Below are 25,827 nucleotides of genomic sequence, written 5' to 3' on the forward strand. Positions count from 1 at the left end.
TCGTTTTGGCGTTCTGCCACAAAGCCTTAGACGTTGACCAATTCGCCACCGCCGGAGACCCAGTTGTGCAATCCGCCGAGGTTCTGGACATCTTCATGGCCCAGAGATTTCAGCAGGCGCACACCGCCGGAAGAGCGGGCGCCGGAGGCGCAGTAGAGCACTTTCTTGGTCTTGGTGTCTTTCATCTCTTTGATGCAGGACGGGGATTTCGGATCGCATTTCGCTTTCAGATCCTGAAGCGGAACATGGATCGCGCCTTTCGCGGTGCCGGACATATGCAATTCCGTGCCATCGCGCACATCCACAAGCACGGTCGTGCCCTTGGCCAAACCGGCCTTTACATCTTCGACGGAAATTTTCGAGCCGCCGCCAAACAATCCAAACATGTTCGTCTACCTTATGCAGTCATTCGATTTTGTGATTGCTCTTCTTCTAGGCGGAGGTCAATGGGGCGTCTGTGACGAAATCACCGAAAAGGGCAGGGAACCTGTCCCAAAGCCGTGATCGGTGAAAATCCAAGCACTTCCTGCGCTCGTTCTTGATATGTTCTCAATTTCCTGTTGGATCACGCGCGCGGCTCTACTAGATATGTCAGCATGAATCCGAGTGGGGTGCCCTCAATGGCCGAGTTGAAATTCATCGAAGTGCGCGGCGCGCGCGAGCATAACCTCAAGAATGTGGATGTGGACATCCCGCGCGACGAGCTGGTGGTGATCACCGGCCTGTCCGGGTCGGGCAAATCCTCGCTCGCGTTCGACACGATCTATGCAGAGGGCCAGCGCCGCTATGTCGAAAGCCTGTCCGCCTATGCGCGCCAGTTCCTCGACATGATGGGCAAGCCGGATGTGGACCACATTTCCGGCCTCTCGCCCGCGATTTCCATCGAGCAAAAGACCACCTCGAAAAACCCGCGTTCCACCGTCGGCACGGTGACGGAGATTTACGACTATCTGCGTCTTCTGTTTGCCCGCGCTGGCACGCCTTACTCTCCCGCCACCGGCCTGCCCATCGAGGCGCAGCAGGTACAGGACATGGTGGACATCACCATGCGGTTGGAGGAGGGCACGCGCAGCTATCTCCTCGCGCCGATTGTGCGGGATCGGAAGGGCGAATATCGCAAGGAATTTCTGGAACTGCGCAAGCAGGGCTTCCAGCGTGTGAAGGTGGATGGGGAATTTTACGACCTCGATGAGCCGCCCACTCTCGACAAGAAATTCCGTCACAATATCGATGTGGTGGTGGACCGGATCGTGGTGCGCGAGGGGCTTGAGATCCGGCTGGCGGACAGTTTGCGCACGGCGCTTGATCTTGCTGACGGGATCGCGATCCTTGAGACCGCGCCGCGCGAAGGCGAGGGCGAACCGGAGCGTATCACCTTCTCCGAAAACTTCGCCTGTCCCGTGTCCGGCTTCACCATTCCGGAAATCGAACCGCGTCTCTTCTCCTTCAACGCGCCCTTCGGAGCCTGTCCGCATTGTGACGGTTTGGGGGTTGAGCTGTTCTTTGACGAACGTCTCGTGGTGCCGGATGCAGCCCTCAAGATCGCCGACGGAGCAATCGCGCCCTGGCGCAAGGGCAAGACGCCGTACTTCCTGCAAACCATTGAAGCGCTTGCGAAACATTACGGGTTCAAACCCTCGACCCCGTGGAAGAACATCGATCCGAAAATCCAGAAGGTCTTTCTCTACGGCTCCGGCGAAGAAGAGATCCCGTTCCGCTATGATGATGGCGGTCGGGTCTATGAGATCGAGCGCACCTTCGAGGGGGTGATCCCCAACATGGAACGGCGCTACCGCGAGACCGACAGCAATTGGGTGCGTGAGGAATTCGAGCGCTACCAGAACAACCGCCCCTGTGGTCACTGCCACGGCTATCGCCTGCGCGAAGAGGCTCTGGCGGTGAAAATTGCCGGGCTGCATGTCGGGCAGGTGGTGCAAAAGTCCATCCGGGAGGCCTATCTCTGGATCGATGGTGTCATGGACACGCTCAGCCCGCAGAAACAGGAGATCGCCCGCGCCATCGTCAAGGAAATCCGCGAGCGCCTTGGCTTCCTGAACAATGTCGGCCTCGAATATCTGACCATGTCGCGCAACGCAGGCACCCTGTCGGGCGGGGAAAGCCAGCGTATTCGCCTCGCCTCGCAAATCGGCTCCGGTCTTCAGGGCGTGCTTTACGTGCTCGATGAACCCTCCATCGGCCTGCACCAACGCGACAACGACCGGCTGATCGGCACGCTGAAGAACCTGCGCGATCAGGGCAATACGGTCGTGGTTGTGGAACATGACGAAGACATGATCCGCGAGGCCGATTATGTCTTCGATATGGGCCCCGGCGCCGGGGTGCATGGCGGCGTGGTCGTCGCTAAGGGGACGCCGGAAGAGATCGAGAATGACCCGGCCTCGATCACCGGGCAGTATCTTGTCGGCACGCGCGAAATCGCCGTGCCCTCTGAGCGCCGTAAAGGCAATGGCAAGATGCTCAAAGTGGTGAAGGCCACGGGCAACAACCTCAAGGAGGTCACAGCCGAGTTTCCGCTGGGCAAATTCGTTGCCGTCACCGGCGTGTCGGGCGGGGGCAAGTCCACGCTCACCATCGAGACGCTCTATAAGAACGCCGCGATGAAACTGAACGGCGCGCGGGAAACGCCCGCGCCCTGTGAGACGATCAAGGGCTTCGAGCATCTCGACAAGGTGATCGACATCGACCAACGCCCCATCGGCCGCACGCCGCGGTCGAACCCGGCGACCTATACGGGCGCGTTTACCCCGATCCGCGACTGGTTCGCGGGGCTGCCGGAGGCGAAAGCGCGCGGGTATAAACCGGGGCGCTTCTCCTTCAACGTCAAAGGCGGGCGCTGTGAAGCCTGCCAGGGCGACGGGGTGATCAAGATCGAAATGCATTTCCTGCCAGACGTTTACGTGGAATGCGAAACCTGTCACGGCAAGCGCTACAATCGCGAAACGCTTGAAGTTCAGTTCAAGGGCAAATCCATCGCGGACGTGCTCGACATGACGGTCGAGGATGCGCAGGAGTTCTTCAAAGCCGTGCCCTCGATCCGCGAGAAAATGGATGCGCTGATGCGTGTGGGGCTTGGCTATATCAAGGTCGGGCAGCAGGCGACGACGCTCTCGGGCGGCGAGGCGCAGCGGGTGAAACTGTCGAAAGAGCTGTCAAAACGCTCGACGGGCCGGACGCTTTATATCCTCGATGAGCCGACCACGGGTCTGCATTTCGAGGATGTGCGCAAGCTTCTCGAAGTGCTGCACGAGCTGGTCGATCAGGGCAATTCGGTCGTTGTCATCGAACACAATCTCGACGTGATCAAGACCGCCGATCATCTCATCGATATCGGCCCGGAAGGCGGCGATGGCGGTGGCCGGATCGTTGCGACGGGCACGCCCGAAGAGGTGGCGGCGGTCGAGGTCTCCCACACCGGGAAATATCTCAAACCGCTCTTGGAACGCTCCGCCAAACGGCAGGTTGCGGAATGAGCGGCAGACCGAAACTTGCGGTTCTTGCGGTGTGCCGGAAGGACGGAAAATTCCTGATGGTCGAGCGCGGCAAAGCCCCCGCGCGCGGCTCATGGGGTTTTCCGGGCGGGCATGTGGAGTTTGGCGAAACGCTGGCGGAGGCGGCTGTGCGGGAGCTTTTCGAGGAAACCGGCGTGGTTGCGAAGCCGGGTGAGGTGATCGATCATGTCGAGCTGATCCTGCCGGACCATCATTTCCTCCTGATGGCCGTGGCCTGTCACTATGTGTCCGGGGAGGCCATGGCCGCCGATGACGCGGCGGCGCTGGATTGGATGAGCCTCGATGATCTTTTGACCACGACGCGGGTTTTGTCCCAGAATGTCACTCAGGTTGCTCAAAAGGCGCTGGAAGGAGAGATCCGTGGTCAAACATCCGGGCAAACATTCGGGCAAACGTCCTAAAATCGGCTTGGCCCTCGGCTCCGGGGGCGCGCGTGGCTATTGCCATATCGGCGTGATGCGCGCGCTGCACGAGATCGGCATTCGCCCGGATGTCATCGCGGGCTGCTCCATGGGCGCTCTGGCCGGCGCGGCCTATGCGGGCGGGCGTCTCGATGCGCTTGAAGACTGGGCGCGTTCGATCACGCGGCGCTCTTTCCTGTCGCTGGTCGATCTGCGGTTTTCCGGCGGCGGTCTGGTCGAGGCGCGCGAGATCATGAGCCTGATGGAAAAGCTCGGCCTGCCGGAGCGGATCGAGGAGTTGGATCACGATTTCGCCGCCGTCGCCACCGATCTGGAAACCGGGCGCGAGGTGTGGTTGCAAGACGGGCCGTTGAACATGGCCGTGCGCGCCTCTGCCGCTTTGCCGGGGATCATTTCGCCGCTTTATCATCAGGATAAATGGCTCTTGGATGGCGGCATGGTGAACCCTGTCCCAGTGTCCTTGGCGCGGGCGATGGGGGCGGATGTGATCATCGCGGTGAACCCGAACGCCCGGCTCGATGGCATGCTCTGGGATGCGCCGGAGCCGAAGACGGGGAGCGCAAGTCTTGCCGCATTTCAGGAGCGTTTGCCGGAGGCGCTGAAGGGGCTTTGGCCGACAGCTTCAACCCCGGATACACCGCCCGCGCCGGGCTATCTCGACGTGCTTTCCGTCTCAATCGACATCATGACCGATCACATCCGCCGTGCGCGGATGGCGGGGGAGCCGCCGCAGGTCATGCTGTCGGCGGAGCTGTCGGATATGACGGTGCTGGATTTCCACGAGGCGAAAAAGGCCATCTCAGACGGGTTCCGCATGGTCCGCGATCATGAAGCGCTGCTCAAGCGGGTGTGTTCTGTCGGGTGAGAGCCTTGGCGCTCAGTCCCAGCAAGACCAGCGCGCCAAGCCCGGCGAGCGTTGCGACGCCCCATTCGCTGCCCCAGTTTTTCACCACGATGGCGATCAAGGCCCAAGCCGTGCCGAGCGGATAGAACGGCGCGTCGGGGCGCAGGCGCGTGCCGTAAATCGCGACGACCAGCGCGCCGACGAGGCAGAGATAGGCCCAGCCGACATCGCCCATGACGACGCCATAGCCCGCGCCGATATAGCCCAGTGAGGCAAAGGAGGCGGCGGTCAGCCAGCCTGCGAACAGCGCGACGGGCATGCGGGCGAGCCAAGGATCAAGCACAGGCGCGCGCACCATCGCGATCATCGCCAGCACCAACATCAGAAAAATCATCACGGTCGCGATCACCGGGTTCATCGTGGCGATGGTCAGCCAAGGCGTGCCGATCACCAAAGCGAGGAGCAGCGGCGGGCGCATCGGCACCCAGTCGGGTGCGTCCGCCCGTTTGACGAGGCCAAAAGCGGCGGAGACGATGAGCCAGAGATAGATGACGCCCCAGATTGAGAACGCATAGCCTGCCGGACCCACGGGCGCGTCGCCCTGCGGGATGGGGAAGGCGTTCGGGTCGTAGCCCCTAAAGTCAGGGGCCAGAAGGGGCCCCGCGATGGCAAAGGCCAGCGCGGCGAGAAGGGTGAGGAGGGCGGTCATGCGATTTTGGTCCATGCCGCAGATATAGAACGAAAAACGGCGCCGCAAAGGGCGCCGTTTCGATTGAGTATTTTTCAGCAAAGGAGCTTAGATCAGCGTGCCGTCTGCGGTCAGCGTCAGCTTGCCGCCCAGATAATGCGACAGCGCGTCGGGCAGGGTGACGGATCCGTCGGCGTTCTGACCGTTCTCCAGCACCGCGATGAGGCAGCGGCCAACCGCGAGGCCGGAGCCGTTCAGCGTGTGGACGAATTCCGGCTTGCCGCCGTCCTTGGGTTTGAACCGGGCGTTCATGCGGCGGGCCTGATAATCGCCAGCGGTCGAGACGGAGGAAATCTCGCGATATTTGTCCTGACCGGGAAGCCAGACTTCGAGGTCATGGGTGCGTTTCATGCCAAAGCCCATGTCGCCGTCGCAAAGCTTGATGGTGCGGTAAGGCAGGTTCAGCGCTTCGAGAATGTTCTGCGCCTGTTCGGTCATGCGGGCATGCTCGGCCTCGCTCTCGTCCGGGTGGACGATGGAGACCATTTCGACCTTCTCGAACTGGTGCTGGCGCAGCATCCCGGCGGTGTCGCGGCCCGCAGAGCCCGCTTCCGAGCGGAAACATTGCGTATGGGCGGCGTAGCGCATCGGCAGGGCGGTTTCTTCGACGGTTTCGCCATTGACGAGGTTGGTCAGCGTCACCTCAGCGGTCGGGATCAGCCACCAGCCGTTGGTGGTCTTGTAGCTGTCCTCGCCGAATTTCGGCAATTGGCCGGTGCCGTACATCATCTCCTCGCGCACGATCACCGGGGTGATCGCCTCGGACAGACCGTGCTTGTCGACATGGGTGTCGAGCATGAACTGCGCCAGCGCCCGGTGAATACGGGCGACCGCGCCCTTGAGCACGACAAAACGCGCACCGGAAATCTTGGCGCCCGCCTCGAAATCCATGCCCGCTTTAACGCCTTCAAGCTCGTAATGCTCTTTCGGTGTGAAATCGAATGTGCGCGGCGTGCCCCAGCGGTGGAACTCGACATTGTCGTCCTCGTCCGCACCGACCGGCACGTCATCATAAAGCACGTTCGGGAGCGACATCAGCATGTCGGCAAGACGCGCGTCTTCTTCTTTCGCTTCGTCATTGAGACGGGCGATCTCGGCCTTTTTGTCGGCCACAAGCGCGCGCAGACGTTCGAACTCCGCCTCGTCGCCTTTGGCCTTGGCCGCGCCCACGAGTTTGGACGCTTTGTTCTGTTCCGCCTTGGCCTCTTCTGCCGCAGCAATCTTGGCCCGGCGGTCGGCGTCGAGGGCCAGCAGGCCGGAAGATACCCCGGACAAGCCTCTGCGGCTCATAGCAGCGTCGAACGCTTCGGGGTTTTCGCGAATGGCCTTGATGTCATGCATCGGTCTGGTCCTCGGTTGGTGGGTTGGTTTCGGCGCGGTTATGCAACAGGGGGAGAGAGGAGGGAAGGGGGATTTCGGTGAATCGGCCTTGCCCCCTTGCTCTTGGCGCAGGATGGCCACATGTATCTGCAAAAGAGCAACCGAGGACCACCGCCATGACCGCCAAAGCCATTCACTCCTGTATCCGCGTCTTAGACGAGGCGCGTTCAGTAGCGTTTTATGAGGCGGCGTTTGGGCTGGCCGTGGCGGAGAAGCTCGATTTTCCGGATTTCGCGCTGATCTACATGTCGAACCCGCTTTCCGAGTTTGAACTGGAGCTGACCATCAACAAGGACACGAAAGAGCCTTACGATCTGGGCAATGGCTACGGCCATTTCGCTGTTTCCGTGAGCGATCTTGAGGCCGAGCATGCCCGGATGGAGGCCGCCGGTCTCACGCCCGGACATATCGTCGATTTCGCCCCGGCTGGGACGCGGGTGGCGAAGTTCTTTTTCATCACCGACCCGGACGGCTACAAGATCGAAGTGATCGAGCGCGGCGGGCGGTTTAAGTAAGCTTTTAACAGCTGCGTGAGTACCCGAAACAACGGGGCGGGCTTGGCTGGACAAGGCCTGAGAGCGCCTATAGGGTGCGCGGCGACTTTAGGGGGTGGCGAGGGGCCGTCCCCAGTGACACAGAGGACCAACAGATGTTCGTGACCCCCGCCTATGCGCAGGCCGCAGGTGCCGCTGGCGCCCCCAACCCGATTATGTCGTTTCTTCCGCTGATCCTGATCTTCGCGATCATGTATTTCCTGATGATCCGTCCGCAGCAGAAGAAAATGAAGCAGCACAAGGCGATGATCGAAGCCGTGCGTCGCGGTGACGAGGTCGTGACCGCTGGCGGCATCCTCGGCAAAGTGTCGAAAGTGCGCGAAGACGGTTTTGTCGAGGTTGAGATCGCCGAAGGCGTGAAAGTGAAAGTCCAGAAAGCGACTCTCACCAACGTGGTTTCCAAAACCGAACCCGCAGCGGACGCCTGATCGCCCGCGCAAGCTTCCAAGGCCCGCCATAGATGCGGGCCTTTCCCATTTATAAAGACGTCTCAGGACATTCTCATGTTGCAAATGCCTCTCTGGAAACGGATCGTCATCTGGGGGCTTGTGGCCCTCGGTCTTCTCGCCGCGCTGCCCAATGCGTTCTATCCCCGTGTGGAGGGGCATAACGACGCCATTGCCGCGATTGAGAAGTCGGGCGAAACGGCGGAGCGGGCTGCGGCGCGCGATGCCTGGCCGTCTTTCCTGCCGTCCTCCTTGGTGAACCTCGGGCTCGACCTGCGGGGCGGGGCGCATTTGCTCGGCGAGGTGCAGGTCTCTGACGTTTATGCCTCCCGCATGGATGCGCTTTGGCCGGATGTGCGCGATGCGCTGCGTGATGAGCGTGACACGGTCGGCACGATTCGCCGCATCGACGCCCCGGACGGGCAGCTGCGGGTGCGCATCTCGAAACCCGAGGGCATGGAAACCGCGCTGGCCTCCGTGCGCAAACTTGGCACGGCTGTGGTGTCGCTGACGGCGGCGGGCGAGAAGGACATTGATGTCTCCGCCACCGATGACGTGATCACCGTGCAGCTCTCCGAGGCGGAAAAAGCCGCAACGGATGACCGCACCATGCAGCAATCGCTCGAGATCATCCGTCGCCGTGTGGACGAGGTCGGCACCCGCGAGCCGACGATCCAGCGTCAGGGCGATGACCGTGTGCTGATCGAAGTGCCGGGGATCGGGTCTGCCGACGAGCTGAAATCGCTGATCGGCACCACCGCGAAACTGACCTTCAACCCGGTTGTCGGACGCACGACCAACCCGAATGAAGCGCCGGGCGCGCGCAACTTCCTCGCGGCGTCGGTCAATGAGCCGGGCGTTTACTATATTCTCGAACAGACCGCCGTGGTGTCCGGCGACGAGCTGACGGATAGCCAGCCCGCCTTTGACCAGAACGGACGGCCTTCTGTCACCTTCCGCTTCAACCCGACGGGCGCGCGCAAGTTCGGCGATTACACGGCGGCCAATGTCGGCGCGCTGTTTGCCATCGTGCTCGATAACGAAGTCATTTCCGCGCCGCGTATTCAAGATGCGATCCGAGGCGGGTCGGGCCAGATCACCGGCTCTTTCTCTGTCGAGGAATCGACAGAACTGGCCGTGCTGCTCCGTGCCGGTGCGCTTCCGGCCAAGATCAACTTCCTCGAAGAACGCACCATCGGGCCGGAGCTCGGTGCCGACAGCATCGAGGCGGGTAAGGTCGCGACCACGGTTGCCTTTGCCGCCGTGCTGATCTTTATGGCTGCGGCTTACGGGCTGTTCGGCCTCTTCGCCAACATCGCGCTGATCATCAATGTCGGGCTTTTGTTCGGGCTTTTGTCCACCATCGGCGCAACACTGACGCTGCCGGGGATCGCGGGGATCGTGCTGACGGTCGGTATGGCCGTGGACGCCAATGTGCTGATTTTCGAGCGCATCCGTGAAGAGTTGAAAAACTCGAAATCCACGGGCCGCGCCATCGAACTTGGCTATGAAAAAGCGCTCTCTGCCATTGTGGACGCCAACATCACCACCTTCATCACCGCTGCGATCCTCTTCGTCATGGGCTCCGGCCCGGTGAAAGGCTTTGCCGTGACGCTGGCTCTGGGTCTGATCACCTCCGTCTTCACCGCGATCTACGTGACGCGGGCGATGGTCGTGATGTGGTACGGCCGCAAGAACCGCAAGGGCTGGACGCTCAAAGGCGTGCATCTCGTGCCCGCCGACACTGCGATCGATTTCTTCAAACGCTCCAAGATCACCTTCGGCTTGTCGGCCGTGATGGTCGTGGTGGCGCTGGTGTCCTTCATTTCGCTGGGGCTCAATTTCGGCATCGACTTCAAGGGGGGCACAACGATCCGGACCCAGTCCGAATCCGCCGTGGATGTCGGCGAATATCGTGCCGCGCTCTCGACGCTGGGTCTTGGCGATGTGTCGATCACCGAAGTCTATGATCCGAATTTCGCAGAGAACCAACACGTCGCCCAAGTGCGCATTCAGGCGCAGGACGATGTCGAGGCGATCACGCCAGAAACCGTCGATGCCGTTGAAAGCGCGCTGAAATCGGTCGATCCGACGATCATCTTCCCCAGCGTCGAATCCGTTGGTCCGAAAGTGTCGGGCGAATTGATCTGGACCGCGGTCGAGGCCGTTGCCGCCGCGATCGTCGCCGTGCTGTTCTACATCTGGCTGCGGTTCGAATGGCAGTTCGCTTTGGGGGCCGTGGTGGCGCTTGTGCATGACGTGGCGATCACCATCGGGGTCTTCGCGCTCTTCGGCATCCAGTTCGACCTGACCATCATCGCGGCGCTTCTGACCATCGTGGGTTATTCGCTCAACGACACCGTGGTCGTCTTCGACCGGGTGCGTGAGAACCTGCGCAAATACAAGAAACTCGATCTGGCTGGCGTTCTGAACATGTCGATCAATGAGACGCTGTCGCGGACGGTGATGACCTCCGGCACCACGCTGATCGCGCTGATCGCGCTTCTGGTACTGGGCGGCGATGTGATCCGTGGCTTCGTCTTCGCGATGACCCTCGGTGTCGTGGTCGGGACATGGTCGTCGGTGTTCGTCGCCTCCAACATCCTGTTGTGGCTCGGCGTCAAACGCGATTGGGACAAGAAAGAACCGGCAAAAGGCATTCAAGCCGATGGCAGTGCGGTTTGACGCGCGGCTCGGTTCGAGTATTTTGACTGCAATGAAGAGGCTCGCGCGTGTCGCGGGCCTTTTTGCCAAGGGAGGGCCCCATGCAATTCAATGAGATGCCGTTCGAGGACGCCGTGCCGGTCGATGGCTATGGTCCGAACATGTTCCGGGTCGCAGGCAAGGCCTATGAAGGCGCTGTGCTGATCTGCGGGGATCGGGTGATCCCTTGGGGTGGATACAGCGACACAGAGGCGCTGATGGACATCCGTGCGCAGGTCGATGTGGTGATCGTCGGCACCGGGCCGGAGATGACCCATCTGCCGAAAGACTTCCGCGCGCCTTTGGATGAGGCCGGTCTGGGCCTTGAGCATATGGCGACGCCCTCGGCGGCGCGGACCTATAACGTCTTGGCGTCCGAGGGGCGCCGTGTCGCGGTGGCTTTGCTGCCGGTTTGATCCGTGTCAGATCATTATTTCCGAATCTCGATAAACAGGCGCCCATGAGTTTGATTTCCGTGAATGATCTCACCGTCGCACGCGGCGGCATGCCGGTCCTGGAAGGGCTGAATTTCACCGTTTCGCCGGGGGAGATCCTTGTGCTGCGGGGGCCGAACGGCATTGGTAAAACGACGCTGCTGCGCACGCTGGCGCGGCTTCAGCCGCCCTATGCCGGAACCGTGGAGGCCGCCCCCGATGCAGTGGCCTATGCCGCCCATGCCGATGGCCTGAAAGCGACGCTGAGCGTCACAGAAAACCTGACCTTCTGGGCCGGGGTCTATGGCGGTCATGACATCGCGCCCGCGCTCCGGGATTTCAATCTCAAAGCCCTGCGTGATCGTCCCGCCGGGAACCTCTCCGCCGGTCAAAAGCGCCGTCTCGGCCTTGCGCGGCTGATGGTGACGGGGCGTCCGGTCTGGGTCTTGGACGAGCCGACCGTGTCGCTTGATGTGGCCTCAGTCGAGCTGTTTGGCAATGCGGTGAAAGCCCATGTCGATGCGGGTGGGGCGGCGGTGATCGCCACCCATATTCACCTCGGCTTTGAGGAAACCGTCTTCGATGTGACGCCCTTCAAGGCGCGCATGGATGTGGTGCGCAATGATTTCGACACGAGCTTTGACGAGAGTTTCCTATGATCCGGCTGTTTTGGCGTGACATTACACTGGCCTTTCGGTCCGGCGGTGGGTTCGGGCTTGGCCTCGGCTTCTTCCTGATCCTCGTGACCCTTGTGCCCTTCGGCGTGGGCCCGAACCGGGAGATGCTGCAATCCATCGCGCCGGGTATCCTCTGGGTCGGGGCTTTGCTTGCCTGCCTCCTGTCTTTAGACCGGATTTTTGCGCTGGATTTCGAGGACGGTTCTCTCGATTTGCTCGCCACCGCACCGATCCCGCTTGAAGGCGTCGTGGCGATGAAGGCCTTCGCCCATTGGATCACCACCGGCCTGCCTCTGGTGATCGCTGCGCCCGCGCTTGGCTTTCTGCTGCATCTCGACAGCGCCGCTTACCGCTGGCTGATCGTGACGCTTCTGATCGGCACGCCCGCGCTGTCCTTTATCGGGGCCTTCGGGGCGGCCTTGACCGTGGGGCTGAAACGCGGCGGGCTGCTGCTCAGCCTTCTCGTGCTACCGCTCTACATTCCGACACTGATTTTCGGCGCAGAAGTGGTGCGGCGCGGGGCCGGGGGCTTTCTCGTCGGCACGCCTTTGGCGATGCAGGCGGGGATCACGGCAGGGGCCGTGGCCTTGCTGCCCTTTGCCGCAGCGGCCGCCATTCGTGTCGCTTTAAGGTGAGTTGAGGATCACCGCGCTTGCCCCTAAGCTGGCGCGGATTATTGGGGAGAAGACAGCTTATGGCCATCAATTGGAACGCCTTTTGGGAATGGGCCAATCCACGCAAGTTCATGTGGTGGACCGACCGGGCACTGCCGTATTTCGCGGTGCTGGCGGCGGTGATTTTCACCTTCGGACTGATCTGGGGCTTTTTCTTCACCCCCGATGACTATCGCCAAGGCGCGACGGTCAAGATTTTCTACATCCATGTGCCCTCCGCGATGATGGCGATCAACATCTGGGCGATGATGCTTGTCGCCTCGCTGATCTGGATCGTGCGGCGGCACCATGTCTCCGCTCTGGCTGCGAAATCCGCTGCCGCGATTGGGATGACCATGACGCTGATTGCGCTGTTCACCGGGGCGATCTGGGGCAAGCCGATGTGGGGGACATATTGGGAATGGGATCCGCGGCTGACCTCGTTTTTGATCCTTTTGCTGTTCTATCTCGGCTATATGGCGCTTTGGGAGGCCATCGATAACCCGGACACGGCGGCCGATCTGACCTCTGTGCTCTGCCTTGTGGGTTCGGTCTTTGCGATCCTCTCCCGCTATGCTGTTCTCTTTTGGAATCAAGGGCTTCACCAGGGCGCTTCACTCTCTCTGGATGCCAAGGAAAATGTCGCTGACGTCTATTGGTATCCGGCTCTTGTGGCGATTGCGGGCTTTGTCCTGTTGTTCATCACGCTTGTGCTTTTGCGCACCCGGACGGAAATCCGGGCGCGGCGTCTGCACGCTTTGGAAATGCGGGAAAGGGCGCAGCAATGATGCCGGATCTTGGGAAATATGCGGGCGATGTCTTGATGGCCTACGGGGTGACGCTGTTGCTTCTGGCCGCGCTCATCTGGCGCTCTCTGGCGCGCTCTGCGAAAATGAAACGTCTGTTGAAAGAGGCCGAGGAGCGCCGCAATCATGGCTAAGATCAATCCTCTTGTGGCCCTGCCGCTGGTGTTTTTCGCGGGGCTCGCGGGCCTTTTCATGTTCGGCATGGGGCGCGAAGATGCTCAGCAATTACCCAGCTCCCAGATCGGTCGCGACGCGCCGTCCATCACCAAAGTGACGCCTCTGGGCGACCTGCCGGCTTTGAGCGACGACATGCTGCGCGATGGCAAGGTCAAACTGGTGAACTACTGGGCCTCGTGGTGTGCGCCCTGCCGGGTCGAGCATCCGCAGCTTGAGGTCTTGGCCGATGAAGGCGTGACGATCTATGGCATCAACTACAAGGACGAGGCGGCCAACGCGCTGAAATTCCTCGGTGAGTTGGGCAATCCCTATGCGGCGATTGCACAGGATGAGCCGGGCCGCACGGCGCTTGAATGGGGCGTCTACGGGGTGCCGGAGACCTATATCATCGACGGTGAGGGCAAGATCGCCTACCGTTTCGCCGGCCCGATCACCGCAGAGATTGCAGAGAAATACATCAAGCCGGAGCTTGCCAAGGCGGCGGAGTGATCCGTCCCTTGTGGTCTGACGGTAAGCTTGTGCGCGCCGATCGCCATCCGGATCGGCGTTAAGGTTAATCTGATTAAGGTTAACGCCTGAGGACGGGATCGCAATGCGAACTTTGTTTGGTGTCTGAACGAAGCTTTGCGGCCAGCCAAAGAAAAACCCGCCGGAACTCGGCGGGTTTTGCATTTTTGATGCTGCGAGGTGTTTAGCTCAAAGCCTGATCCAGATCGGCGATCAGATCGTTCGCGTCCTCAATCCCGATAGACAGGCGCAGGATGTTCGGACCCGCGCCCGCTTTGACCTGCTCCTCCGGCGCCAATTGACGGTGTGTCGTCGAGGCGGGGTGAATGATCAGAGAGCGGGTGTCGCCGAGGTTCGCCACATGGGAGAACAGCTCAAGCTTCGAGACTGTTTCAACACAGGCATCATAGCCACCCTTCAGCGCCACGGTGAACAGCGCCCCGGCGCCGCGCGGACAGATGCGCGTCATGCGGTCGTAATAGGGCGAGGAGGGCAGGCCGGAATAGGTCACCGCCTCGATCCGGTCGTCGCCTTCGAGCCAGTTGGCAATCTCGCGCGCGTTTTGCACGTGTTTCTGCATGCGCAGCGACAGGGTCTCGATCCCCATCAACGTGTAATGCGCCGCCTGCGGGTTGAGCGTCATGCCAAGATCGCGCAGGCCGACGGCGATGCCGTGGATGGTGAAGGCCAACGCGCCAAAGGTCTCTTGGAAATTCAGCCCGTGATAGGCGGGTTCCGGTTCGGACAGCGAGGGGAATTTGCCGGAGGCGGCCCAGTCGAACTTGCCGCTGTCGATCACCGCGCCGCCCATCACCGTGCCGTTGCCCGTGAGGAATTTCGTCATCGAATGCACGACGATGGTCGCGCCATGCTCAATAGGGCGGCACAGGTATGGCGTCGCGGAGGTGTTGTCGACGATCAACGGAATGCTTGCGGTATTTGCAATCTCGGCCAGCGCGTCGAGGTCCATGATTGCGCCTGACGGGTTGGCAAGGCTTTCGCAGAAAATGGCCTGCGTATTCTCGTCAATGGCGTCGCGCACGGCGTCGAAATCGTCGAAATCGACAAATGTCGCGGACCAGCCGAAGCGTTTGAAGGTCTGGGTGAATTGCGTGAGTGTGCCGCCGTAAAGCCGGGTGGAGGCGACGATGTTCTTGCCCGGTGCCATCAGCGGGAAAAGCGCCATGATCTGCGCCGCATGGCCGGTGGAGCAACAAACCGCGCCGACGCCGCCTTCAAGCGCTGCGACGCGGTTTTGCAGGGCGGCAACGGTGGGGTTGGTCAGGCGCGAGTAAATATAGCCGACCTCTTCGAGGTTGAAGAGCCGCGCGGCGTGGTCGGCGTCTTTGAACACATAGGCGGTGGTCTGGTAAATCGGCACCTGACGCGCGCCCGTGGCCGGGTCCGGTGCGGTCCCTGCGTGTACTTGAATGGTGTCAAAGCCTTGTTTCTTATCGGACATTGTGTCCTCCCCAATCGCAAAATCCCTAAGAGGATACGCCCGGGGCAGGCCCCATTCAACTGTTAGAGTTTTCAGGAAGATGATGAGCTACGCTCATCCAGGGTCAGAGAGCGGCAATCTTAGAGGGCAAGGGCATGAGAGTGACGGGCATCCCCATTGAGAAGCAACCCCATTGAGAAGCAACGGCTCTAAAGCCCTGTCTCAGCCATTCATCGCCATGAGGATGAAAAAAGCCATGAGCAGCAAGAGTTCGGTTGCCGGAAGTGGGATATCGTCAAAGAACCATTTCATGCCGCGAGTAATAAGCGATATGAGTTAATCAAACATCACTTTTACATGTATGCGCTGGAAACATTCTGTTTCGGCTTTGTTCTGAGCAACTTACGGCCCATTTGAAGCACAAAAACGGGGCCAAACAGAGGTAAATCATGGTTCGAATCTATCACAATCCACGCTGCTCGAAATCACGCGAAACTCTAAAGTTGTTAGAATCTCAAGGGTTTACACCGGAGGTTGTGTTGTATCTTGAGACTCCTGTCTCGCGCGAAAAACTCGCGGAGTTTGTGAGCCGTTCGGGCCTGCCGGTCAGCGCATTTTTGCGGGCGAAAGAGGCCGAGGCGAAGGAATTGGGGGTCACCACAAAATCCGATCCGGACGCCATTCTGGACGCCATCGCAAGCCACCCCCGTTTGATGGAACGGCCCGTTGTGGAGACCGAAAAAGGCGTCGCTTTGGGGCGGCCGCCGGAAGCCGTGCAATCGGTGTTGTGAGCCCACCTAGAAAGCGAAGCGGGGGCGGCTTCGGCTGATTGCCTTTCGCACCGCCTTCTGCTTCTGTGATCGGGTTCCATCAGCCTGACGAGAGAAAATGCATTTCGACTTCACCAAACTCCCCGCGCGCGATCGTTATCGTTTGCTGACCAATTTCGTCGGACCACGGCCCATCGCGCTGGTGACGACGGTGAATCCGGACGGATCGTTTAACGCCGCGCCGATGAGCTTTTTCAACGTGATGTCGTCAGACCCGCCGCTTTTGGTGCTGGGCATTGCTTCCAAGCCGGGGCAGGAGAAAGACACCGCCGCCAACATCCGGCGCACGGGCGAGTTCGCCATTCACATGGTCGATATGGCCTTGTCTGGAACCATGTTGATTGCGGGTCTGTCCGTGCCGACGGGCGTCGATGAGTTGGAGCTTGCGGGTGTCGAGACCGAAGCCTGCACCGCCATCGCCGCGCCGCGCATTAAGGACGCGGCCTGTGTTTTTGAGTGTCGGACCGAACGGTTGATCGATTGGCCCAATAGAGTGCTCGCCATTGGTGAGGTCGTCCATATGCATGTCCGCCGCGATTGCCTCGACTCTCAGGGCCGCTACGTGAATCCGGAGGTGTATCAGCCAATCGCGCGTCTGCATGGTGATCAGTATGTGGGCTCGGATGATCAATTTACGCTCACCGCACCGCCGCTGGACGACATTTTCAAAGGGTAAATGCGGGTTACATAGCTGGTCTCAAGGATGCGCCGATCTGGCCCCTTTTCGCGTCCTGAAAACCGACGCAGCATTCTCTCCATGGACCCGATTCTACAGACAAAATTGAGCTTTGCCCCATGGGCGGACCCGCGCACGGCGCGGCTGCCTGGGGTGATCCCGTTCGAGCTGACCGATTGGCTTGAAATTGACACGGCCTATGCGGCGCAAATGGCGCTGCGTGATCGGTTGATCTCAAAGACGCCTGAGGAGGTCGTCGCCCTCGACGAGAGCGCCCGTCCGGCGGCGCTTGAACTGTTCGACATGCTTCTTGAGCTGTTGCCGGGGCTCGGGTTCGATCTGTCGGACACAGAGATCACGCGCCCCGATGGCGTCACCGTTCCGCTGGATCGCGACCAGCCGATGCACATGATGGGGCGGCTTTTGCAATGTGACATCTGTCTGATGCAGCCCGATCCCTCCGGCGAGACCGATGAAAGCGTACTCACCGGCGGGGTGCTGTGTTTCCCGTCTGGCTGGCGTCTGCCGCAGAAATTCATGAAACCGATGTTGCGTATTCACAAACCGATTGAGGTCTACACCCCCGATCTCGCCGCCCGTGTGCAACGGATGATGAACGGCGTGCAGGTGGGGCGGGGGCTGATGCGGGGCACGGCGTCGCGCTCGGATGCGCATTTGTGCGATCCGCGCTCAGAGGGCGAGTTGCGCCACGGAATGAGCACGTCGAAATACATCCGGGTTGAGCGCCAAAGCCTTGTGCGCCTGCCTGAAACGCGCGCGGTGGCCTTTACCATCCACACGCAAGTGGTGGAGCCTGCGTCGCTGACACCTGAGCAGGCGGCGGCCTTGGAGGAACGTCCGATCCGGCTTGCCGATTGAGGGCAAACCGGCGTGGTTTCAAGGCGTTAGTAGTCTTCGAGCACGATCAAAAGCTTGCCGAACCCCGGCTCTGCCGGGAATCGCGCCTGTTCGGCGCTGGCATATGTGCGAGAGGCCTCGATCTGTCCGGTGAGCGCCAAGGCCATTGCCTTTTGCAGATGTAACCGTGCGCTGTCATGATGCGCCAGACCCGCGTTCGCCATGTCCAACGCGTCCGCCGGGCGGTCGAGATTTATCAGAGCCAGTGAGCCGAAATAGGCGGCATCTTCGCTTGCGGGATCACGCGAGAGGGCGGCGTGGCAATCCTCGGCGGCCTCTGCGTTCTTCTCCAGATCAATCCGCACGACACAGCGCGACAACCAGCCCTGCGCGGCGTCATCCTGTTTCAACACGCGCGTGTAAATCCATTCGGCGGTCTTGTCATAGCCCAGCTCATGCCATGTCCAGGCGAGCATCCGAAGCGTGTTCGGCTTGGCGTCCAACCGCTTGGCCGCGCGCAAATCCTTGAGCGATTTACCGTTTTGACCAAGCTGGCGATAGGCCACCCCGCGCTGGGTGAGCGCCATGGCGCGCAGGTCGGGGTCTTGGTTCTTTTCAAAGGCTGTGGTGCAGGTCGCGATGGTCTCTTGCGGCGCCTTATTGGCGTTGAGCATCCGGCAGGCCTGTTCGCTTTCGAGATCATAATCATATGTGAAGGCGACGGCGCCTTGGCTCATAAGACCCAGTCCGAGGGCAACAAGCCCGATCTGCCATCGCATCGCACATACTCCTGTTGGTCAAAAATACCGTAGCGGCGCTTTTCGCATGTGCAAACACTCAAAACAAAAGCCCCGTGTTGCCACGGGGCTTTCGCATCATCTCTGGGCGTTTTGCTTACGATTTCGCGAGGTTACGCAGCACGTAATGCAGCACGCCGCCGTTTTCGATATATTCGATCTCCGGTGCGGTATCGATGCGGCACTTGACCTTGATGGTTTTGGTCGAACCATCGCCATAGGTGATCGCACAGTCGAGCGTCTCAAGCGGTTTCACCGTGTCGAGGCCCAGAATGGTGACGGTTTCATCGCCCTTGAGGCCCAGCGTTTTGCGGGTGTCGCCGCCGGTGAATTCGAACGGAACCACGCCCATGCCCACGAGGTTGGAGCGGTGGATACGTTCGAAGCTTTCCGCGATCACGGCTTTGACGCCCAAAAGCGCGGTGCCCTTCGCGGCCCAGTCCCGCGACGAGCCAGCGCCGTATTGTTCGCCGCCGAAGACCACCAGAGGCGTGCCCGCCTCTTGGTAGGCCATCGAGGCTTCGAACACGGAGGTCTGTGCGCCATCCGGGCCTTTGGTGTAGCCGCCTTCGACCCCGTCGAGCATCTCGTTCTTGATGCGGATGTTGGCGAAGGTGCCGCGCATCATGATCTCGTGGTTGCCGCGGCGCGAGCCGTAGGAGTTGAACTCGCGCACAGGCACACCGTGCTCGGTGAGGAATTTCCCCGCAGGGGTGCTTTCCTTGAACGAGCCCGCAGGCGAAATGTGGTCGGTGGTGACCATGTCGCCGAGGATCAAAAGCACTTTCGCGCCTTCGATGTTTTTGATGGAGCCTTTTTCCGAAGACATGCCTTGGAAATAGGGCGGGTTCTGGATGTAGGTCGACTCTGGCGGCCAGTCGTAGGTTTCGCCGCCGGAGACTTCGACGCCCTGCCATTTCTCATCGCCTTTGAACACATCGGCGTATTTCTTGAGGAAGGCTTCGCGGGTCACGGTTTTGTCCACCAGTTCCGCGATTTCCTCATTGGTCGGCCAGATGTCTTTCAGGAAGACGTCATTGCCGTCCTTGTCCTGACCGATCGGCTCGGAGGACAGGTCGATGTTCATGTCACCTGCGATTGCATAGGCCACGACGAGGGGCGGGGAGGCAAGGTAGTTGGCGCGCACGTCCGGCGAAATCCGACCTTCGAAGTTGCGGTTGCCCGAGAGCACGGAGGTGGCGATCAGATCGCCCTCTGCAATGGCCTCGGAGAACTCGGGCGCGATGGGACCGGAGTTGCCGATACAGGTCGTACAGCCATAGCCCACGAGGTTGAACCCGATGGCGTCGAGGTCTTCTTGCAGGCCAGCCGCCTCAAGATATTCGGTCACGACTTGCGAGCCGGGCGCGAGGGAGGTTTTTACCCAAGGCTTGCGGTTCAGGCCAAGTGCGCGCGCTTTGCGGGCAACGAGACCTGCGCCGATCATCACATAGGGGTTCGAGGTGTTGGTGCAGGACGTGATTGAGGCGATCACGACGGAACCGTCATGCAGGTCGAAATCCTTGCCTTTGACGGCTTGGGATTTCTTGATCTCGACGGATTTGGTGGCTGCCGGACCTTCTTCAAGCATGTCTTTCGCGGCGTCCGAGACGTCGATGCCGCGGTAATCGGCAACGACTTTCGCAAAGGCGGAGGCCGCAGAGGTCAGCGCAACATAGTCCTGCGGGCGTTTCGGGCCGGAGATGGCCGGAACGATGGTGCCCATGTCGAGATGCAGGGTGGACGAATAGATCGGATCGTAATCCGCACCGCGCCAGAAGCCGTTTTCTTTCGCATAGGCTTCGACAAGCGCGGTACGATCTTTGTCGCGGCCAGTCTGTTCGAGATAGCGCAGGGTTTCCGCATCAATCGGGAAGAAGCCACAGGTCGCGCCATATTCCGGTGCCATGTTGGCAATCGTCGCACGCTGCGCGAGCGGCAGTTTGTCGAGCCCGTCGCCGTAGAATTCGACGAATTTGCCGACAACACCGTGGGCGCGGAGCATTTCCACGACTTTTAGCACGAGGTCGGTGCCGGTGGTGCCTTCGACCATTTCGCCGGTGAGTTTGAAACCCACGACCTCGGGGATCAGCATGGAGATCGGCTGGCCGAGCATGGCGGCTTCGGCTTCGATCCCGCCAACGCCCCAGCCGAGAACCGCAAGCCCGTTGACCATGGTGGTGTGGCTGTCGGTGCCGACGAGCGTGTCGGGATAGGCGACTTCAACGCCGTCTTGGTCCGTGTCGGTCCAGACGGTCTGCGCCAGATATTCGACGTTCACCTGGTGACAGATGCCGGTTCCCGGCGGCACGACGCGGAAGTTTTCAAATGCGGTCTGGCCCCATTTGAGGAACTGATAGCGCTCCATATTGCGTTCATATTCGCGGTCGACGTTCATCTGGAACGCGCGCGGGTTGCCGAATTCGTCGATCATCACCGAGTGGTCGATCACAAGATCGACAGGCACCAGCGGGTTGATCTTTTCGGCGTCACCGCCAAGGCCCAAGATGCCGTCGCGCATCGCGGCGAGGTCCACAACGGCGGGAACGCCGGTGAAGTCCTGCATCAGAACACGGGCCGGGCGATAGGCGATCTCGCGCGGGTTCTTCCCGCCCTGAGCGCCCCATTCGGCGAAGGCTTTGATGTCGTCTGTGGAGACGGAAAATCCACCGTCTTCAAAGCGAAGAATGTTCTCAAGAACGACTTTCAAGGATGCAGGCAGCTTCGAGAAGTCGCCGAAACCGGCGTCCTGTGCTGCGGGAATTGAATAATAAGCGATTTTCTTGCCGTTCACCGCGAGTTCGCGGCGCGTTTTGGCAGTGTCTTGACCGACTACAACAGTCATTGGGTGGCCTCCCTAAGTTATGAACAGGGTTTTGCTGCTTCTGTATGTGCCGCTTTTCACTGAGTCCTTCAAGGGGCTGCTGCGATTTTTTGTATACAGTGGTACACAATTTAGTGTGCCGTGCTGCACATTCCGGCAAAAGAGGCCGCGACTGGTGGGGCTTTAATCCGGTGAGGCGTGCTGAGCGCACCAGTTGTTTCCGAGGGCGGGAAGATGGCCCGCGACCGTGATATTGTTGCATGGATAGCGTGCTTTGTAACAGCGGCTCGCAAATCATTGATTGGTCTCAAGGGGGCAGGCGGCTTACACCTGTAGTGCAACAAAGGGAGCAACCATGACACAGATTCTGGCAGCCTTGACCCATTTTCGTTCCGCCCGCGCATTCGCCGGGGGGCTGGTCGCCGCATGTCTGTCTTTTGGATTTAGCACGGCCCCTGTCGCCGCCCAAACAGGGCAAGAACCGGCTCGAAAATCGCTTGTCGTGGTGGAGCTTTTCACCTCTCAGGGCTGCTCCTCCTGTCCCCCGGCCGATGCCATGATGACCGAGCTGGCGACCCGTCCGGGCGTCTTGCCGCTGTCTTTGCATGTCGATTACTGGGACTATATCGGTTGGCGTGACGACTTCGCGCAGCCGCAATTCACGATGCGCCAGAAATCCTATGCCCATGCCATTGGCAAACGCACGATCTACACGCCGCAGATCATCGTACAGGGCTCTGAATTTCTCGTTGGGGCCAAACCCATGCGTCTCGCCGATATGGTGCTGCGCCACATGAGCGCGCCCGCCGCACCGGTCGATCTTTCGGTCGCCCGCGATGGTGAGCGTGTGTCGATCACAGCCGTACCGGAAGGCCCGCTGCCCCCGAACATGCGTTTGCAAATCGTGCGGTATGACCCGCATCAGCGGGTTGAGATTGAACGCGGCGAAAATGCCGGGCGGGTTGTCGATTACAGCAATGTGGTGACCGATTGGCGTCCGTTGACGGATTGGGATGGTCGCGCCCCCTTGGCTCTGAGTACAGAGGCCGTCGGGGAGGATCATATCGCGGTGATCCTTCAGGCCGCAACGCCGGGTGGTCCCGGCCCGATCCTCGCTGCCGCACGCGTCGAGTGAGCCTTAGTCGGCGTCGGTCTCTTCCATCGCTTGACGTTCCGCCTTTTCCAAAGCCGCCAGTTGCTTGGCCAACCGCTCCGGTTTCCAGCGCCGGTGAATCCAGAACCATTGTTCCATATGCGCGCGCGTGATGGCTTCGAGGCTGTCATTGAGCGCCTGCGCCATCTCTTCTGCACTCGTATGCGGGATCGGCTCTTCGATCTGCACTTTGAAATGCAGCCCGTCCTCTTGGCGCACGCCATAGATCGGCACCAAAAGCGCGTCGTATTTCAACGCCAGTTCCGCCGCAGAGAGCGCCGTGCGCGCGGGTTTGCCAAAAAAGGACAGCATCGCCCCCTGATGCACGTAGACATCGGACAGAAAGCCGATCATCCCGCCGGATTTGAGATGTTTCAAAAGCTGGGCGTAACCACGACGCCCGCGCGGGAAAAGCGGCTGGCCGATGGTGCCGATGGCCTTCACGTAATGTTCGTTGAAGAATTTGTTCTTCATCGGATTGTAGAGCGAGCCGACATCATAGCCATGCGCAATCAGCGCGGCGCGCGGCACGTCGTAATTGCCGAAATGGCCGGTGTGCAGGATCACGGGACGGCGGTTGTCGCGGGCCTCGCGCAGGATCTCCGCGCCGGGTCCGTCGAAATGGATGTCCTTCATCTTCGCGATGAATTCCGGGCCTGAATAGATCTCGATCAGCGTGCGCCCGGCATTGTCGGGCACCGCGCGCATCAGCCGTCTGATCTCCGCCTCCGGCATCTCCGGCATGACGTGATTGAGGTTCGCGCGCACCCGTTTCGAGTAGCCGGCCAGAGGCGCGAAGACATGGGACATGAACCAGCCCATGCCGCGCACGCGGGTGCGATAGGGCAGGGCAAGGGCGACAGACAGCAGGCCGCGCGTGGCGAGGTTGCCGATATACTGGCCCAGAGTGCCCTCGATCTCACCGCGTTTGATTTTCATGGCTGGCCCATCTCTTCAGGTACGGAATTGTCCGTGCCGCTTTTGCGTTCTCGGTGCCAGACATAAATCGCAGCCGTCACGATCACAAGGGCACCGACAATCGTCCAGCGGTCCGGCGCCGTTCCGAACACCAAAAGACCCCAACCGGAGGCGGCCAAAAGGCCGAGGTGAGAGATGGGCGCGATGGCCGAGGCCTCGGTCACCGCATAGGCGCGGATCATGGTGAGTTGCCCGATTGTGCCCAAGACGCCGATGAGGGCCATCAGGGCAAGGCTTCCCGCGTCGGGAGGCACCCAAGCGAAGGGCAGGAGGAGCGTGAGCGCGGCGGTGCAGATCAGAGCGGAGTAGAGTAGGCCGGTGAGCGGGCTTTCCTTGATCCCGATGTGGCGTGTGGCGATGGCGTAGATCGCCAGACAGGCCGCCGAGGCCAAGGGCCAGAGCGAGGCGGCGGAAAACACGTCAGAGCCGGGGCGGATGATGATCACTGCGCCAATGAGGGCGGCGGCGACCCCGAAACCGCGCCGCAACCCGACTTTTTCCTTGAGAAACAGCGCCGCGCCCAAGGTGATCAGCACCGGGGACAATTCCATGATCGCCGTGGCCTCGGCCAGCCCGAGGTGTTTCAGCGCGGCAAAGAAAAAGGCGGTCGCGGCCAGTTGCATCATGGCGCGCAGAACCTGAAGCCACGGGTGTTCTGTCCGCAGTGCGAGGGGGAGGCGCGGCGCGAAGATCAGAACGAGGACCAACAACTGCCCGCCGTAACGCGCCCAGAGCACTTGCGGCAGGCTGAGGCGTTCGCCCAACAGCTTGGCGGTCATATCCATCGTGGCGAAAACCGTGACGGAAATCAGCAGGTAAAGGATGCCGCGAGAGTGCGCGGGCAGGCGGGTAAACCATGTCATCCGGCGACGTTATTGGCGGAGGATGGCTTTGTCCATATGGCGGCGCGCAAGCCGGGTCCGCGACAAAGCAGGCGCTCATTCCGCGTCAATCATCGCCCGTCAAAAGGAACAATTCTCCCGTCGTCTCCAGATCGCGGATGCCCGCGACGACCGCATTCATCGCGTCTTCGGCATCACTGTCTTTCACCTTGCCGAGGTTCTCCATCTCCTCGCGCAGCCCTTCGGCCATGCGTTTCGACATGTTCGTGAGGATGAACTCTGTTGAGGCGACGGCGTCTCCCGTGGCGCCCGCCAGCGCTTTGATCAAGACGTCCTGTTCGACGCTCCGCACCACTTTCGCCACATCGCGCGGGTCGATGCGGGTGGCGATATTGGCGAAGGTGAAGATGTTCTTGCGCACCTCTTCGGCGAATTCCTTGTCGGTTTCGTCCAATCCTTCAAGAACGCCGTCGCGGGTGAGCGAGGAGGAGAAGTTGAGGATCGCGCCGACCCGTTCGGGCGGCTCCTCAGGGAAGGCGGCGGAGGGTTGTGCGTCAAGCTGGGCGGCCAGAGAAATACCGATCCGCTGCACCACCTCCGGGGAGACACCGGAGGTCAGCGAGATCGCATAGGCGACACGGCGGGCGCGCTCTCCGGGCAGCATGGACATGAGCTGAGCCGCTTTCGAGACCTTGAGTTTCGAGAGCAGAACCGCGCCCACCTCGACGCTTTCTTGTTGCAGGATGGGCAGCAGGCGCGGGATGTCCACCTCCGAGATGCGCTGCCACGGATCGCCGGTGAGAGTGAAGCCTGCGTTGGAGCGCAGTTTCGAGGCGGTGGTGGCGGAGATCGCTCCGTCGAGCACCTTAAGCGCCCCCTCCAAACCGTCGGGAAAGGACAGTCCGATGGCCTCGATCTCTTCGAGGAATTCCTCGACCACGGCGCTCAGCGTGTGTTTGTCGATATAGCGCAGCTCGGTCAGCTGATGCGCGAGATCGACCTGCATCTCTTCGGGGAAGGTTGTGAGGGGAAGCTTCACCTCCTGCGCCGCGAGCAATTTCACGATGATGGCGGCCTTCGCCTTTTTCGACAGGCGCGCGGGCATGCGGGACACCGGCGAGGCGGCGGGGGGCATGGCGAAATCGCCAAACTCACTCCCACCGATCTCGCCGAGATCGGGCAGCTGTCCCATGTCATTCATTTGCGCCACTCCGTCCACGTCTCGTCCACGATTCCGTCATCGTGTGCCTCAGCATGGCGGATGAGGCTTAACGGGAGGTGACTTGCGGAGCGGATTTTTCCGAAATTGTCGGAGCTGGCTGTGGTTTAACCGACGGTTTGCTCGACGCAGGTGCCGGTGTCTTGGTCCCAAGTGTAGCCTTCCGCGCAGGACGAGACTTTGTGTTCTTCGAGACAGGCGGCGGCCACGGGCGCTGCGAGGGGGGCGAGCAGGACGGCGATGAGTAGGGTGCGTTTCAACATGAAAAATCTCCCGAAAGCGTGGTGCTTCCGGGAGATTGTATCACAGAATCGGTGATTTTCTCAGG

26 protein-coding genes are annotated in these 25,827 nt (G+C 60.7%); 16 read left to right on the forward strand and 10 right to left on the reverse strand.

Annotated elements, in window-relative coordinates; genetic code table 11:
- Window positions 1-26: 26 nt before the first annotated feature.
- Window positions 27-386, reverse strand: a complete 360-nt coding sequence (locus ACYBHZ_RS05735; protein ID WP_460273283.1) for a rhodanese-like domain-containing protein — start codon at window positions 384-386, stop codon at window positions 27-29.
- 234 nt (window positions 387-620) lie between these two features.
- Between ACYBHZ_RS05735 and uvrA the strand changes: the two genes are divergently transcribed.
- From uvrA to ACYBHZ_RS05750, 3 genes are read left to right on the forward strand one after another with little or no spacing between them, the layout of a single operon-like run.
- On the forward strand, window positions 621-3,491 hold the full coding sequence (uvrA, locus tag ACYBHZ_RS05740) for an excinuclease ABC subunit UvrA (RefSeq protein WP_460273284.1): 2,871 nt from the start codon (window positions 621-623) through the stop codon (window positions 3,489-3,491).
- A complete protein-coding gene (locus ACYBHZ_RS05745) occupies window positions 3,488-3,931 on the forward strand; it encodes an NUDIX hydrolase (RefSeq protein ID WP_460273285.1) in 444 nt (147 codons plus the stop codon). The genes uvrA and ACYBHZ_RS05745 overlap by 4 nt, the downstream gene beginning before the upstream one ends.
- Window positions 3,891-4,817, forward strand: a complete 927-nt coding sequence (locus tag ACYBHZ_RS05750; RefSeq protein ID WP_460273287.1) for a patatin-like phospholipase family protein — start codon at window positions 3,891-3,893, stop codon at window positions 4,815-4,817. The genes ACYBHZ_RS05745 and ACYBHZ_RS05750 overlap by 41 nt, the downstream gene beginning before the upstream one ends.
- Here ACYBHZ_RS05750 and ACYBHZ_RS05755 read toward each other — a convergent pair.
- Both ACYBHZ_RS05755 and serS read right to left on the reverse strand, forming a co-directional pair.
- The gene (locus tag ACYBHZ_RS05755; RefSeq protein ID WP_460273288.1) at window positions 4,792-5,505 is read right to left on the reverse strand and encodes a hypothetical protein; all 714 of its coding nucleotides are present in this window, start codon (window positions 5,503-5,505) and stop codon (window positions 4,792-4,794) included. The genes ACYBHZ_RS05750 and ACYBHZ_RS05755 overlap by 26 nt on opposite strands.
- 87 nt (window positions 5,506-5,592) lie before the next feature.
- Window positions 5,593-6,885: a serine--tRNA ligase gene (gene serS / locus ACYBHZ_RS05760; protein WP_460273289.1), complete on the reverse strand. Its 1,293-nt coding sequence runs from the start codon at window positions 6,883-6,885 to the stop codon at window positions 5,593-5,595.
- A gap of 155 nt (window positions 6,886-7,040) precedes the next feature.
- Between serS and ACYBHZ_RS05765 the strand changes: the two genes are divergently transcribed.
- From ACYBHZ_RS05765 to ACYBHZ_RS05805, 9 genes are all read left to right on the forward strand, one after another.
- A complete protein-coding gene (locus ACYBHZ_RS05765) occupies window positions 7,041-7,439 on the forward strand; it encodes a VOC family protein (RefSeq protein ID WP_460273290.1) in 399 nt (132 codons plus the stop codon).
- A gap of 134 nt (window positions 7,440-7,573) precedes the next feature.
- A complete protein-coding gene (yajC, locus tag ACYBHZ_RS05770) occupies window positions 7,574-7,906 on the forward strand; it encodes a preprotein translocase subunit YajC (RefSeq protein ID WP_460273291.1) in 333 nt (110 codons plus the stop codon).
- A gap of 75 nt (window positions 7,907-7,981) precedes the next feature.
- Window positions 7,982-10,609: a protein translocase subunit SecD gene (secD, locus tag ACYBHZ_RS05775; protein WP_460273292.1), complete on the forward strand. Its 2,628-nt coding sequence runs from the start codon at window positions 7,982-7,984 to the stop codon at window positions 10,607-10,609.
- 80 nt (window positions 10,610-10,689) lie between these two features.
- Entirely contained in the window at window positions 10,690-11,043 is a 354-nt protein-coding gene (locus tag ACYBHZ_RS05780; RefSeq protein WP_460273293.1) for an Mth938-like domain-containing protein, read from the forward strand.
- A 44-nt stretch (window positions 11,044-11,087) separates the two neighbouring features.
- On the forward strand, window positions 11,088-11,720 hold the full coding sequence (gene ccmA / locus ACYBHZ_RS05785) for a heme ABC exporter ATP-binding protein CcmA (protein ID WP_460273294.1): 633 nt from the start codon (window positions 11,088-11,090) through the stop codon (window positions 11,718-11,720).
- Window positions 11,717-12,373, forward strand: a complete 657-nt coding sequence (ccmB, locus tag ACYBHZ_RS05790; RefSeq protein WP_460273295.1) for a heme exporter protein CcmB — start codon at window positions 11,717-11,719, stop codon at window positions 12,371-12,373. Before ccmA ends, ccmB begins: the two co-directional genes overlap by 4 nt.
- A 59-nt stretch (window positions 12,374-12,432) precedes the next feature.
- Window positions 12,433-13,179: a heme ABC transporter permease gene (locus tag ACYBHZ_RS05795; protein WP_460273296.1), complete on the forward strand. Its 747-nt coding sequence runs from the start codon at window positions 12,433-12,435 to the stop codon at window positions 13,177-13,179.
- On the forward strand, window positions 13,176-13,331 hold the full coding sequence (ccmD, locus tag ACYBHZ_RS05800) for a heme exporter protein CcmD (RefSeq protein WP_066709038.1): 156 nt from the start codon (window positions 13,176-13,178) through the stop codon (window positions 13,329-13,331). Before ACYBHZ_RS05795 ends, ccmD begins: the two co-directional genes overlap by 4 nt.
- Window positions 13,324-13,863, forward strand: coding sequence for a DsbE family thiol:disulfide interchange protein (locus ACYBHZ_RS05805; protein WP_460273297.1), 540 nt, complete (start codon window positions 13,324-13,326; stop codon window positions 13,861-13,863). The genes ccmD and ACYBHZ_RS05805 overlap by 8 nt, the downstream gene beginning before the upstream one ends.
- 202 nt (window positions 13,864-14,065) lie before the next feature.
- Here the strand turns inward: ACYBHZ_RS05805 and ACYBHZ_RS05810 are convergent, their stop codons facing one another.
- Window positions 14,066-15,343, reverse strand: a complete 1,278-nt coding sequence (locus ACYBHZ_RS05810; protein ID WP_460273298.1) for an O-acetylhomoserine aminocarboxypropyltransferase/cysteine synthase family protein — start codon at window positions 15,341-15,343, stop codon at window positions 14,066-14,068.
- A 428-nt stretch (window positions 15,344-15,771) separates the two neighbouring features.
- On the opposite strand from ACYBHZ_RS05810, the gene arsC reads away from it, so the two are divergent.
- From arsC to ACYBHZ_RS05825, 3 genes are all read left to right on the forward strand, one after another.
- Window positions 15,772-16,113, forward strand: a complete 342-nt coding sequence (gene arsC / locus ACYBHZ_RS05815) for an arsenate reductase (glutaredoxin) (protein WP_460273299.1) — start codon at window positions 15,772-15,774, stop codon at window positions 16,111-16,113.
- Between the two features lie 97 nt (window positions 16,114-16,210).
- The gene (locus ACYBHZ_RS05820; RefSeq protein ID WP_460273300.1) at window positions 16,211-16,828 is read left to right on the forward strand and encodes a flavin reductase family protein; all 618 of its coding nucleotides are present in this window, start codon (window positions 16,211-16,213) and stop codon (window positions 16,826-16,828) included.
- Window positions 16,829-16,909: 81 nt separating this feature from the next.
- Entirely contained in the window at window positions 16,910-17,707 is a 798-nt protein-coding gene (locus ACYBHZ_RS05825; RefSeq protein ID WP_460273301.1) for a heme-dependent oxidative N-demethylase family protein, read from the forward strand.
- A gap of 26 nt (window positions 17,708-17,733) precedes the next feature.
- Here ACYBHZ_RS05825 and ACYBHZ_RS05830 read toward each other — a convergent pair whose 3' ends face one another.
- Together ACYBHZ_RS05830 and acnA are read right to left on the reverse strand one after the other, a co-directional pair.
- Window positions 17,734-18,465 carry a tetratricopeptide repeat protein gene (locus ACYBHZ_RS05830; protein WP_460273302.1) on the reverse strand — a complete coding sequence of 244 codons (732 nt, stop codon included), beginning with the start codon at window positions 18,463-18,465 and terminating at the stop codon, window positions 17,734-17,736.
- Window positions 18,466-18,580: 115 nt separating this feature from the next.
- Window positions 18,581-21,328 (reverse strand): aconitate hydratase AcnA, encoded by a 2,748-nt coding sequence (gene acnA / locus ACYBHZ_RS05835; RefSeq protein WP_460273303.1) that lies wholly within the window; start codon window positions 21,326-21,328, stop codon window positions 18,581-18,583.
- Window positions 21,329-21,662: 334 nt separating this feature from the next.
- Between acnA and ACYBHZ_RS05840 the strand changes: the two genes are divergently transcribed.
- On the forward strand, window positions 21,663-22,442 hold the full coding sequence (locus ACYBHZ_RS05840) for a DUF1223 domain-containing protein (protein ID WP_460273304.1): 780 nt from the start codon (window positions 21,663-21,665) through the stop codon (window positions 22,440-22,442).
- 3 nt (window positions 22,443-22,445) lie between these two features.
- Here the strand turns inward: ACYBHZ_RS05840 and ACYBHZ_RS05845 are convergent, their stop codons facing one another.
- The 4 genes from ACYBHZ_RS05845 to ACYBHZ_RS05860 form a co-directional block, all read right to left on the reverse strand.
- Window positions 22,446-23,399 carry a lysophospholipid acyltransferase family protein gene (locus tag ACYBHZ_RS05845; protein WP_460273306.1) on the reverse strand — a complete coding sequence of 318 codons (954 nt, stop codon included), beginning with the start codon at window positions 23,397-23,399 and terminating at the stop codon, window positions 22,446-22,448.
- Complete coding sequence (locus tag ACYBHZ_RS05850) at window positions 23,396-24,301, reverse strand: DMT family transporter (RefSeq protein ID WP_460273307.1); 906 nt, start codon at window positions 24,299-24,301, stop codon at window positions 23,396-23,398. The genes ACYBHZ_RS05845 and ACYBHZ_RS05850 overlap by 4 nt, the downstream gene beginning before the upstream one ends.
- 85 nt (window positions 24,302-24,386) lie before the next feature.
- On the reverse strand, window positions 24,387-25,481 hold the full coding sequence (locus tag ACYBHZ_RS05855; RefSeq protein ID WP_460273308.1) for a flagellar motor switch protein FliG: 1,095 nt from the start codon (window positions 25,479-25,481) through the stop codon (window positions 24,387-24,389).
- Window positions 25,482-25,606: 125 nt separating this feature from the next.
- Window positions 25,607-25,762, reverse strand: a complete 156-nt coding sequence (locus ACYBHZ_RS05860; RefSeq protein WP_460273309.1) for a hypothetical protein — start codon at window positions 25,760-25,762, stop codon at window positions 25,607-25,609.
- Window positions 25,763-25,827 lie beyond the last annotated feature (65 nt).

It is taken from the genome of Celeribacter sp. ULVN23_4, from assembly GCF_054788345.1.